Source organism: Coprococcus sp. OM06-34AC (assembly GCF_003462545.1).
Lineage (GTDB): Bacteria > Bacillota > Clostridia > Lachnospirales > Lachnospiraceae > Coprococcus > Coprococcus aceti.
The window spans coordinates 26,772-39,027 of the sequence record NZ_QTZF01000004.1; the positions used below are offsets into that span (position 1 = coordinate 26,772).

12 protein-coding genes, 1 pseudogene and 1 CRISPR repeat array (1 of these 14 running past the window's edge) are annotated in these 12,256 nt (G+C 44.8%); all 13 genes and pseudogenes read left to right on the plus strand.

What is annotated here, in order from left to right; all coding sequences use genetic code 11:
* Window positions 1-2,998: direct repeats of the CRISPR family, unit length 32 nt; unit sequence GTCGCTCCGTTCGTCGGAGCGTGGATTGAAAT (it extends 1,199 nt beyond the left edge of the window).
* 22 nt (window positions 2,999-3,020) lie between these two features.
* The 13 genes and pseudogenes from DXB91_RS07850 (at window position 3,021) to DXB91_RS07910 (ending at window position 12,038) form a co-directional block, all read left to right on the plus strand.
* On the plus strand, window positions 3,021-3,281 hold the full coding sequence (locus DXB91_RS07850; RefSeq protein ID WP_117549118.1) for a hypothetical protein: 261 nt from the start codon (window positions 3,021-3,023) through the stop codon (window positions 3,279-3,281).
* 37 nt (window positions 3,282-3,318) lie between these two features.
* Entirely contained in the window at window positions 3,319-3,741 is a 423-nt protein-coding gene (locus DXB91_RS07855; RefSeq protein WP_117549117.1) for an ADP-ribosylglycohydrolase family protein, read from the plus strand.
* Window positions 3,742-3,881: 140 nt separating this feature from the next.
* Window positions 3,882-4,088, plus strand: a complete 207-nt coding sequence (locus DXB91_RS07860; protein WP_117549116.1) for a YdbC family protein — start codon at window positions 3,882-3,884, stop codon at window positions 4,086-4,088.
* 26 nt (window positions 4,089-4,114) lie between these two features.
* Complete coding sequence (locus DXB91_RS07865) at window positions 4,115-4,564, plus strand: YaiI/YqxD family protein (protein WP_118017424.1); 450 nt, start codon at window positions 4,115-4,117, stop codon at window positions 4,562-4,564.
* 65 nt (window positions 4,565-4,629) lie between these two features.
* Complete coding sequence (locus DXB91_RS07870; RefSeq protein WP_118017426.1) at window positions 4,630-5,823, plus strand: class I SAM-dependent methyltransferase; 1,194 nt, start codon at window positions 4,630-4,632, stop codon at window positions 5,821-5,823.
* 20 nt (window positions 5,824-5,843) lie between these two features.
* Complete coding sequence (locus DXB91_RS07875; RefSeq protein ID WP_015534796.1) at window positions 5,844-6,254, plus strand: peptide deformylase; 411 nt, start codon at window positions 5,844-5,846, stop codon at window positions 6,252-6,254.
* 8 nt (window positions 6,255-6,262) lie between these two features.
* Entirely contained in the window at window positions 6,263-7,045 is a 783-nt protein-coding gene (locus tag DXB91_RS07880) for an AlkZ-related protein (RefSeq protein ID WP_118017428.1), read from the plus strand.
* 150 nt (window positions 7,046-7,195) lie between these two features.
* On the plus strand, window positions 7,196-8,476 hold the full coding sequence (locus tag DXB91_RS07885; protein WP_118017430.1) for an L-aspartate oxidase: 1,281 nt from the start codon (window positions 7,196-7,198) through the stop codon (window positions 8,474-8,476).
* A 2-nt stretch (window positions 8,477-8,478) separates the two neighbouring features.
* Window positions 8,479-9,333, plus strand: a complete 855-nt coding sequence (nadC, locus tag DXB91_RS07890) for a carboxylating nicotinate-nucleotide diphosphorylase (RefSeq protein ID WP_004853885.1) — start codon at window positions 8,479-8,481, stop codon at window positions 9,331-9,333.
* A 1-nt stretch (window position 9,334) separates the two neighbouring features.
* Window positions 9,335-9,859 carry a transcription repressor NadR gene (locus DXB91_RS07895; RefSeq protein ID WP_118017432.1) on the plus strand — a complete coding sequence of 175 codons (525 nt, stop codon included), beginning with the start codon at window positions 9,335-9,337 and terminating at the stop codon, window positions 9,857-9,859.
* A 25-nt stretch (window positions 9,860-9,884) separates the two neighbouring features.
* The gene (gene nadA, locus DXB91_RS07900; protein ID WP_118017434.1) at window positions 9,885-10,799 is read left to right on the plus strand and encodes a quinolinate synthase NadA; all 915 of its coding nucleotides are present in this window, start codon (window positions 9,885-9,887) and stop codon (window positions 10,797-10,799) included.
* A gap of 21 nt (window positions 10,800-10,820) precedes the next feature.
* Window positions 10,821-11,030: pseudogene (locus tag DXB91_RS07905) on the plus strand (beta-galactosidase); the annotation flags it as partial.
* A gap of 135 nt (window positions 11,031-11,165) precedes the next feature.
* Complete coding sequence (locus DXB91_RS07910) at window positions 11,166-12,038, plus strand: aldose 1-epimerase family protein (protein WP_117549108.1); 873 nt, start codon at window positions 11,166-11,168, stop codon at window positions 12,036-12,038.
* Window positions 12,039-12,256: the final 218 nt, after the last annotated feature.

Below are 12,256 nucleotides of genomic sequence, written 5' to 3' on the forward strand. Positions count from 1 at the left end.
GTTCGTCGGAGCGTGGATTGAAATTGTCTTGATTTCTTGTACTGTCACATCGTGTTGTTGTCGCTCCGTTCGTCGGAGCGTGGATTGAAATTTCTCCAAGATGGTTGGATTGCAGTCAAGCAGGGTCGCTCCGTTCGTCGGAGCGTGGATTGAAATGTGGATCCTGAACGATCACACTGTAAACACAGCCGTCGCTCCGTTCGTCGGAGCGTGGATTGAAATCATTGCAGGTGGATGAAGAAACAGCCGCAAAGGGGTCGCTCCGTTCGTCGGAGCGTGGATTGAAATGAGCCTTGGCGGGGGAGCTTGCGCCACTGTGTAGTCGCTCCGTTCGTCGGAGCGTGGATTGAAATCTTATTCCCCAGATGGCTATTATTAAGCCAATTATCGTCGCTCCGTTCGTCGGAGCGTGGATTGAAATTCGAAGCTTACCGCGTCATACTCACGCACGGAGGTCGCTCCGTTCGTCGGAGCGTGGATTGAAATACGCGGATGAATGCGGCAGTGAGGGCATGTGTCAGTGTCGCTCCGTTCGTCGGAGCGTGGATTGAAATATAGTTATATTTATATAGATATTTATATATTTTGTCGCTCCGTTCGTCGGAGCGTGGATTGAAATATTATGTTAAGTATTTAACACCTGTCATAGAAAAGTCGCTCCGTTCGTCGGAGCGTGGATTGAAATCAACGTAATCCTTCTGGCATCCGCAATTCAAAGTTGTCGCTCCGTTCGTCGGAGCGTGGATTGAAATACAAAACCTATTCCAAGTAATATTCCACCAACAAGTCGCTCCGTTCGTCGGAGCGTGGATTGAAATTATAAGGACAGAAGAGACTATACATACCATAAAAGTCGCTCCGTTCGTCGGAGCGTGGATTGAAATACGCTTATTGATACAAGGAGGACAAGATGGATAGTCGCTCCGTTCGTCGGAGCGTGGATTGAAATATTGATGCGCAGGAGATGACAGTTGTCAATTCTGTCGCTCCGTTCGTCGGAGCGTGGATTGAAATTACAAGGACAGAAGAGATTATACATACCATAAGAGGTCGCTCCGTTCGTCGGAGCGTGGATTGAAATCAGATACCGAGATATTACGATGGCATAGACCTTTGTCGCTCCGTTCGTCGGAGCGTGGATTGAAATAGTTAATATCCGATATACAGTTCTTACAATGTTGTCGCTCCGTTCGTCGGAGCGTGGATTGAAATCTAGTGGGAGTTATACGGTAGGTGGTAATACTCCTGTCGCTCCGTTCGTCGGAGCGTGGATTGAAATATATGGCAGGATAAAACATATACATGGTTTTGCAGTCGCTCCGTTCGTCGGAGCGTGGATTGAAATGTACGTTATTTTGTCTCCCTGTTCGGCAGTTTCAGTCGCTCCGTTCGTCGGAGCGTGGATTGAAATTGCTATAGCTGTCGACTTGATAAGGGAGCTTATGTCGCTCCGTTCGTCGGAGCGTGGATTGAAATACAAGTGCCATTGTCAGCCTACGACGTTAGCGCGTCGCTCCGTTCGTCGGAGCGTGGATTGAAATGATGAAGTAGGTGCGATTTGGAACAGCCGAAACTATGTCGCTCCGTTCGTCGGAGCGTGGATTGAAATGATATTAACGTAATGCTTGTAAGTATCGTAATTCATCGTCGCTCCGTTCGTCGGAGCGTGGATTGAAATTTCCGCTCATTCACTATCACTCCTACTTAAACGGTCGCTCCGTTCGTCGGAGCGTGGATTGAAATCGCTAAGAACTTATCCCAATCTTTTATTGATTTAGTCGCTCCGTTCGTCGGAGCGTGGATTGAAATACTGTATGCTTCAAGAAGCTTGATAGTGAGGGTAACGTCGCTCCGTTCGTCGGAGCGTGGATTGAAATAATGCCTATGCCTAACTTGTTATTTGCATCTGCTGTCGCTCCGTTCGTCGGAGCGTGGATTGAAATCTGGATGAAGCACTTAAGGATGGCAACATGGATGACGTCGCTCCGTTCGTCGGAGCGTGGATTGAAATGTCCAGAATAAAGACTATCAGGCTTATGATACCGTCGCTCCGTTCGTCGGAGCGTGGATTGAAATGTCAAGATACTGGTATTTATCAGCTACATTCCTGGTCGCTCCGTTCGTCGGAGCGTGGATTGAAATTGTCTTGTGGACGACATAAGAGGCGAATATGAGAGTCGCTCCGTTCGTCGGAGCGTGGATTGAAATTGTATGCCGTGCCTAGCGGTGTAGGTGCGCCCCGTCGCTCCGTTCGTCGGAGCGTGGATTGAAATGCCCATGCGTCCACATCAGTCAGCGGAATATCCGTCGCTCCGTTCGTCGGAGCGTGGATTGAAATAACAGATATCACAGGCGAGAACTTCCTCGATGTGGTCGCTCCGTTCGTCGGAGCGTGGATTGAAATTATGTTCGTATGCGACAACATGGAACATGATATGGTCGCTCCGTTCGTCGGAGCGTGGATTGAAATATGTATAAATAGCCTTTCTGTTGCTTTTGTTTGGTCGCTCCGTTCGTCGGAGCGTGGATTGAAATCTCAGCCTTTGAAACGAAGAATACCTCCTTGTCCGTCGCTCCGTTCGTCGGAGCGTGGATTGAAATTTATCATGATAATCTCCTTTGATAATTTAAAATCGTCGCTCCGTTCGTCGGAGCGTGGATTGAAATCCAGCTATATGCATTTGAGTTGATAATATCAACGAGTCGCTCCGTTCGTCGGAGCGTGGATTGAAATCACAGGACTGCTTGTGTGCCTGTCTCAAACTCTGGTCGCTCCGTTCGTCGGAGCGTGGATTGAAATCGTTCAACAACACCAAGGCAGGCACAAAGGAAGGTCGCTCCGTTCGTCGGAGCGTGGATTGAAATAAAGGTACGTGTTCATTTTGACATAGTAGATAAAGTCGCTCCGTTCGTCGGAGCGTGGATTGAAATACAAGTAGTCGGATATAAAAACCTTGAAGAAATTAGTCGATCCGTTCGTCGGAGCATGGATTGAAATCCAAATATTCGGGAGGTAGATTATGGCAGCACGCCTTGCCATTCGGGAAAAGCAGTTAGAGACTTGGATTGCAAATATTAAGGACTGCAGGAACAGCGGTATGAAAACAAAGGGCTGGCTTGCTGAAAATAACATATCAAAAGATCAGTATTACTACTGGTTCAAGCAGCAGAGACTGGCAGTGTGCATGCAGTCCTCTGGTTTTCAACCAGAATTGCCTGTTAAATCGGAGAAAACACAGATAGTCAAATTGGAATGCACTGATTATCAGTTTACAATGTAAATTTATAGAATGATGATATATTAAGGGAGAAAGAGATATGAATGATAAGACAAATGCTTTAAAATCCGCCATCTACGGCCTCGCCGTAGGTGATGCGTTGGGCGTTCCATATGAATTTAAATTCAGGGGCGCATTTGAATGTACAGATATGATAGGCTACGGTACGCACAATCAGCCGGAGGGAACCTGGTCGGATGATACCAATATGGCGCTTGCCACTTGCGCCAGTATCAAAGCGTGTGGCAGAGTTGATGTGGATGACATCAGAGACAGATTCCGCAGATGGCTAAAAGAAGGAGTATATACACCGTTTGGAGAAGTATTTGACTGCGGCAATACGTGCGCTGCCGCGATCAGATCTGGAAGAGGTTGTGATGACGAAGGCATACCGGCTGAGTGGCTGTCGAAGATGAAGTCAATGGACATGATAGAACGAGAATTGTTTTCTCTGTCCAAATAATTACAATCCCGCCCCCCTGATGATATAGTATCATTGAAAAGCCTCATAAAAACAGATATAATGATAGACAACGGCCCATCACATCAAACAAAGAGTTGTGACGGGCTTTATCTTTAAAGGATAAAGGAGATACATAAAAAATGGCAGATTTTAAATACGAAATAGTGGAGCACATAGGAGTGATCTCGGAAAGTGCAAAGGGATGGACTAAGGAACTTAATAAGATATCGTGGAACGGTGGCACACCGAAGTATGATATCAGAGAGTGGGCACCGGAGCATGAGAAGATGGGTAAGGGTGTGACACTTACAGAAGAGGAGGCGTCTAAATTAAAGGCGTTGCTGTAGAGACAGCACGAGAAAGGACTAGGTCAATGAAGATATTTGTTGATGCTGACGCGTGTCCGGTGGTTGATATAGTTGAAGACATAGCAACAAAATACAACATCCCCGTAACGCTTCTCTGCGATACAAACCATGTCCTCACATCTGATTACAGTGAGGTTATCGTGGTTGGGGCCGGGGCGGATGCTGTGGATTACAAGCTGATAAGCATTTGTCACAGGGGCGACATAGTGGTTACGCAGGATTATGGTGTGGCGGCGATGGCGCTTGGCAAAGGTGCGTATGCAATTCATCAGTCGGGCAAATGGTATACGGATGAGAATATCGATCAGATGCTTATGGAGAGACACCTGAACAAGAAGGCGCGGAGGGCGTCAAGCCGGAATCATATCAAAGGGCCGAGGAAGAGGACAGAAGAGGATGACCAGAGATTTGCGGAGTCATTTGAGAAGCTGCTGCGGAAGGCAAATAATCTGTAGATACATATGAAGGTGGAGGGGATTCGAACTCTCACCACACATGAACCGGAAGAGGTCAGATTTTAATGGATGATAAAAATACAAACAGAACAATAGAATACTACAACAAATATGCTGATAGATATTCCGAGGTAACCAGAAATGCTGATATGTCGGACATTTACAAGCGATTTGAGGAACATCTCAAGCCGGGCAGCAGGATTCTTGATCTTGGCTGCGGCAGTGGCCGTGACAGCAAATATTTTCTGGACAAGGGATATGATGTCGTATCTCTGGATGCGTCTGAGGCTATGTGCAGGAAAACTCAGGAGCTGACGGGAAAAGAGGCTGTACATATGCGCATTGAGAACATGAATTACGAGAATGAATTTGATGCTGTGTGGGCATGTGCCTCGATGCTCCATGTTGACAAGGGTGATATGATCAAGATCTTTGCGAAGGTTATGAAAGCACTTAAGATTGATGGTGTATTTTATGCTTCGTGGAAGTATGGAAAAGGTGAGCAGACGCGGGATGATGGAAGAACATTTGCCAATTATACCGAGACAAAGGTTTGTGATATGGTGTATTCGGTTTCAGGCGCGGTTCTTGAGGATGTATGGACGAGTCAGGATGTGAGAACTGACAGGATAGGTCAGGGACATTTGTGGGTAAATGTTCTGGTGAAGAAGACCAGAGTTGTCATAACTGAGAAGGAATTTCTGAACATTTTCTGGAAGCAATACCAGATCATTGAGAAGGATGTCAGGATCAGTTCGGAGTATGTGGACATTCACAAGAGCAACTTCCCGACATTTTCAAGCAGATACATAAATATGTTTCTGAACATCTGCAGCAATATTGATTCTCTGATTGAGATATATTGCAAGATGGTAGAGGAGGACGATTACAGGAAGAAGTACAATATACATGACAGGCTTACTCCTGTGCTTAGGAAATTCCCGGCTATTAGGCTTGACGCAGTGAGGACGATAGACACATTTGAAGATATCGAGTTGAAGCCGTTCAGCGCATTTGTGGATGGCAGGATCGCGGATTGGTGGAATGACTATAACCTGGTAAAACATGTCAGAAGCGAGAAGAATGAGAAGACGGGAAAGTACAATTTCCAGAGCGCAAATCAGAAGAATGTGCTGACTGCCCTGGCTGCGTATTTTATCGTGTGCAACCGCATATACGAGGAGATATGCGAGATCTCGGCGACGCCGAAGAAGCTGCTCAAGTCGAAATTATTCCTGTACGTGAAGAATGGTGAGTAGATAAGGAAAGGTAATAGACCATGGTAAAACAGATAGTAAGAGATCAGATGTTTCTCAGCCAGAAGTCATCTCCGATGACGACTATGGATGCGGGGATCATAGCAGATATGCAGGACACATTAGCGGCAAATCAGGCGAGGTGCGTCGGCATGGCGGGCAACATGATCGGATATAAGAAGAGGATAATCATCGTCAGTATGGGATTTGCCAATGTTGTCATGCTGAATCCGGTACTCCTGTCAAAGTCGGGGGCTTACGAGACAGAGGAGGGATGTCTGTCTCTGGACGGCACGAGAAAGGTGACAAGGTATAGAGACATAGAAGTAGAGTTTCAGGATGCATCATTTGCAAAAAAGCGTATGAAGTTCAACGGATATATAGCCCAGATAGTGCTCCATGAGATGGATCACCTTGAGGGGCGAATAATTTAGGAGAGTTTATGGAATCAAAAGACGGAACATGGATCATGTATGGAGTTTCGGAGGATGATCCGGAGTGCCTGCACACGGTGGACGAACTTATCGAATATATAGAGGAAGTGGGATTCCTGCCTCTTTTCCGCAATGAGATACCTGGATTTTCGGTGGAAGAGCGAACCACGGAGAAGTATTGGTGGAGTGAAGACCCGCAGAGGGATCCTTGGGTGTGGCGTGAGATCATAGCCAGAAGAGGCGATATCGCATACGGCAAATTTTTCCACAATAAGGCGGGATTTATCTCAAAGAAATGGTTCCCGTATTTTGCAAATTATAGAAGAGCTGGATATGATTTCGATGCCAGATGGGATGATGAGCTTGCATCATTCAGGCAGAAGAAGATCATGGACCTGTTTATGGATGACCGGATAGACGAGGAGAGCGATGAGGAATTTGCGGCAGAAAAGCTGGATAGTATGTACAATACAGAACTTTTTTCATTCGATATAAAGAAGCTTGCCGGATTTGGCAAGGGCGGAGAGAAAGGCTTTGAGGGTACGATGACACAGCTCCAGATGCAGACCTATCTGTGTGCATGTGACTTCAGAAAACGGTTGAACAAGAAGGGCGCGGAATACGGCTGGAATGTGGCTGTGTATTCCATGCCGGAGAAGCTGTGGGGATATGACCACGTGACGTCTGCATATGGTGAGAGCCCGGAGGAGTCATGGGAGAGGATAGTGAAGCATATGGATGATATCTACCCGATTGCCACAGAGAAACAGATAAAGAAAGTCTTAAAGTAGAGACGGTATACAGAAAACTCTAATTCAAAACTTTACATCAAAAGTTTACACATAACATTACATATATCTTTACATATGTGTTTACATATGTTATGTTTATATGCAAGTCAGGTTATAAAGAATAATATGATGCATACTTGAAGAGGAGAAATGATGAACACTGTATATGATGTTATTATTGTGGGAACTGGCGCTGCAGGCTTGTTCTGTGCGTTGAATTTTCCAGAGACAAAAAAGGTCTGTATTATCACAAAAAGGCGGGCTGATGAGTCCGATTCTTTTTTGGCCCAGGGTGGCATATGTATGCTGCGGGGTGAGGAAGACTACGAAGATTATTTTGAAGACACCATGAGAGCCGGCCATTATGAGAACAATAAAAAGACAGTCGATCTGATGATCAGATCATCGAATCTTGTTATCAGAGAATTGATAAGGCTTGGAGTTAGATTTGAGATAGATGAGAGCGGAAAGCTTGCCTTCACCAAGGAGGGAGCTCACAGCCAGCCAAGAATATTGTTCCACGAGGACATTACCGGCAAAGAGATTACATCCACTTTGCTGGAGTGTGCAAAGAAAAAATCCAATATCGAGATATATGAGTATACGACTATGCTCGACATCGTCTGCAATGACAATGCCTGTGGTGGCGTGGTTATAGCTGATGAGGCCAAGAACATAAGCATACTTAGATCCAACAATGTTGTATTGGCGTGTGGTGGAATCGGAGGTATATATAAGAACTCAACGAATTTTGCCCATATAACAGGTGATGCCATAGCAATTGCCTTAAAAAATGGTGTAGAGGTAGAGAATCTGAATTATGTACAGATCCACCCGACGACACTGTTTAGCCGGAATAAGGGAAGAAGATTTTTGATATCTGAATCTGTGAGAGGCGAAGGCGCATGGCTTCTTAACAAGGCGGGCGAAAGGTTTACAGATGAACTGCAGCCTCGTGATGTAGTTAGCCATGCAATATGGAAACAGATGGAGATAGATGGAACGGAGCATGTGTGGGAAGATCTGAGACCGCTTGGAAGAGATGTGATCTTGCAGCATTTTCCACATATATACAAGCAGTGTAAGGATGAGGGATATGATGTGCTTGTTGAACCGATACCGGTTGTGCCGGCTCAGCATTACCACATGGGCGGAGTGAAGGCAGATCTTGCCGGAAGGACATCCATGGAAGGCTTGTACGCGGTAGGAGAAGCCGGATGTAATGGAGTGCATGGCAGAAACAGACTGGCAAGCAATTCGTTACTTGAGTCGCTTGTTTTTGCACAGAGAGCGGCAGATGATATCATGTTCAGCAGAGAACACAGAGGCTGTGGAGAAGACAACATAGATCTGTCTGAATATGAAGATATAGATGGTTTGTTTAGAGAATATAAGAATATAGTTTTGACAGAAACGGAAAGAAGAGGCTGAGAATGAATCAGATAACAATGAAATTGAATGCGGACAAGCTTATAATGATGGCTTTACAGGAGGATATCACAAGTGAGGATGTATCCACAAATGCGGTGATGCCAAAGGCACAGAAAGGAAAAGTAGACCTGATATGCAAGCAGGATGGAATCATTGCAGGACTTGATGTATATGCAAGAGTATTTACACTCTTAGATGACAGCACTGAGGTTGAGTTCTTCTGCAAAGATGGCGATGAGGTGAAGGCTGGCCAGCTTATGGGAATTGTGACTGGTGATATCAGGGTTCTTCTCTCTGGCGAGAGGGTTGCGCTTAATTATCTCCAGCGTATGAGTGGTATAGCTACATATACTCATGAGGTTGCAGAACTTCTTAAAGGAAGCAAGACTACTCTGCTGGATACCAGAAAGACCACACCTAATTGCCGTATATTTGAGAAGTATGCAGTCAGAGTCGGCGGAGGCAGCAATCACAGATACAATTTGTCGGATGGAGTATTGCTTAAGGATAATCATATAGGCGCTGCGGGAAGTATAACCAATGCAGTGAGAATGGCAAAGGAGTATGCACCATTTGTCCGCAAGATAGAGGTTGAAGTTGAGACACTGGATCAGGTAAAAGAGGCTGTTGAAGCGGGAGCCGATATCATTATGCTTGACAATATGACAACGGATCAGATGAGAGCTGCGATTGATTTGATCGATGGACGTGCGGAGACAGAATGTTCAGGCAATGTTACAAAAGAGAACATAGAGAGACTGATATCATTGGGAGTGGATTATATATCAAGCGGTGCGCTTACACACAGCTCACCTATAATGGATATATCGATGAAAAATCTTCATGCGGAGGAATAAAGTGAAGGCAAAAGAGAGAAGGGAAAGGATACTTGACATTGTGAAGAATTCAGATGTTCCTGTTCCGGCAAATAAGCTTGCGTCAGAATTTGAAGTCAGCAGACAGATAATAGTGCAGGATATTGCAGTGATCAGGGCGGCTGATGATGGCATAATTGCAACTAACAGGGGTTATATATACAAGAATGAATCAAAATGTCAGAGAGAGTTTAAAGTAAAACACGGTTATGACAGGACTGAGGAAGAACTCACGATCATAGTTGATTATGGCGGTGTTGTAAAGAATGTAAGTATAAGTCATACGGTGTACAATCGTGTTACTGCAAAGATGAATATTGCTTCCAGATACGACGTGGCAAAATTTATGAAAAAATTGGAAAACAGCCAGTCGTCCCTGCTTGGAAATGCTACGAACGGATATCACTACCATCTGATAGAGGCTCCTAGTGAAGAGATCCTGGACACTATAGAGCAGAAACTCGAGGAGACAGGCTTTCTTGTTCCATGGCAGGAGTGGGAGAAATAATACAGAATGATTTGGAGAGAATAAAATGACGATAAAAGAGATACAGGAAGAGATAATCAGACTGAAGAAAGAGAAGGATTTCTGCATACTGGCACATGCTTATCAGGGACATGAGATTCTTGAAGTTGCAGATTATATGGGAGATTCATATGGACTTAGCGTGGAGGCGAGCAAGGATTCCCGCAAAAATATAATAATGTGTGGTGTGCGTTTTATGGCAGAGACATGTAAGATATTGTCCCCTGATAAGAATGTGTATCTGCCTAACCCTGAAGCCGGATGTCCGATGGCTGAGCAGATGAATCTTGAAATGCTGGATGAGATGAAGAAGAAGTATCCGGGATATGCGGTTGTCGCCTATATAAATACGACATCTGAATTGAAAACTGCCTGTGATGTATGTGTGACATCCTCATCAGCAGTGCAGATCTGCAGCAAGCTTGATAACGACAAGATTCTTTTTATTCCAGATCCGAATCTTGGAAACTATGTTCAAAAGCAGATGCCGGAAAAGGAATTTGCATTTTTTAACGGCGGATGTCCTAGACATCTTGCGGTTACCCTAGATGATGCTTTGAAGGCAAAAGAGTTACATCCACATGCGGAACTTCTTGTCCATCCTGAGTGCAGGCCGGATGTAGTTGCAGAGGCTGATTATGTAGGTTCAACCACAGGAATTATGGCATATGCCAGAAAGTCAGAGAAAAAAGAATTTATCATCGGTACAGAGCACAGTATTGTGGAGCATCTTCAGTATGAGTGCCCTGACAAAATGTTCTATCCAATTTCTTCAAAGCTGATGTGCCATAATATGAAACTTACTACCCTGGTTGACATATTGAATGTATTAAAGGGCACAGGTGGCGAAGAGATAGTCCTTTCTGATGAGGTGATGGAGGGAGCTTCCCGCTGCATCAACAGAATGATCGCGCTTGGATAACGAGGTGAGGATTATTATCCAGAGCAGTGGGACATATCCATGATCGATGAGGATATGGACAATATCGTAGAGCTTGGATGCAATGTCATCCGTATAGCGGAGTTTGCATGGCATATCATGGAAAAAACGTAGGGGCAGTATGACTTTTCGTTCTTCGATCATGTCATCAGCAAGGCAAAGGAGAAGGGGCTTCATGTGATACTTGGAACTCCGACAGCGACTATTGCTTAATTATATAAAATACGGTTGCTTATTAGTTCATTAAGCGACCGTATTTTTTTGTACCTGTGTTATAATGTTATAAAAGTGTATAATATTATTTGCAAATTATGATCAGCCAGACTGGCTGGAGTATAGGAGGACATGATGGGTATTGTTGAATTAAAAAATGATAAGATCGCTATAAAGGTGAATACTCACGGCGCTGAGCTTGTGAGCCTGAAGAGTATCGAGACAGACAGAGAATACATGTGGTGCGGTGATGCTGAGTATTGGGGAAGAGTTTCTCCTGTGCTGTTTCCATTTGTGGGAAAGCTTGAAGGACAGCGTTACAGACATAACGGGGTGGTTTATGAGAATATACCTCAGCACGGATTTGCAAGGGACAGCGAGTTTGTAGTGGCTGGCCAGACTGGTGATACACTGCTGTTTGTGCTTGAGAAGAATGATACATGGCAGAAGAGCTATCCGTTTGATTTCAGTCTTTGTATAGGATACAGACTTGAAGGTTCATCTGTACATGTTATGTGGACCGTTGTGAATGAGGGAACTGACACGATTCATTTTTCTATCGGTGCTCATCCTGCATTTGCATGTGAGGGAGGCATCGGCGGTTATTCTCTGGATATGCACACAGGTAAGAACGAGATTGAATGTGGTCTTTTGACAGCAAATGGAGTTCTTGGAGATAGAACAGTTACGCACAGACTGACAGATGGAGTCTTAAAGCTGCGTGATGAGATGTTTGATGAGGATGCCCTGATCATGGATGGTAAGGGTATAAATACGATTACATTAAGGAACTCATCTGATGCGCCGGTTTTGCAGTTGAGATTTGATGTGCCGCAGATAGGCATATGGTCTCCTGCAAAGAAACATGCGCCATTTGTCTGCATAGAGCCTTGGTTTGGCAGGTGTGACCGCGAGGGATATGACGGAGATCTGGCGGACCGTGAGTATTCAAACAGTCTTGAGGCTGGCCATTCGTTCAGCAAGGAGTATGTCATTGACATACTATAATGGAAAACATATCATGTGTCAGATTAAGATATAGCAGAATATAATTTGTAAGCAGGGCGGGACATCCCATTGGTGGGATGTCCCGCCCTGTTTGTTATGTTTCATATACATTAATGTAGAATCTATGTAAAAGGTGCCTGACCCCATTGTTGTTCCTTTTTGTAGAGTGCTGAAAATACTACTTGACATATGATACTATGTGACGTATAGTATACTGC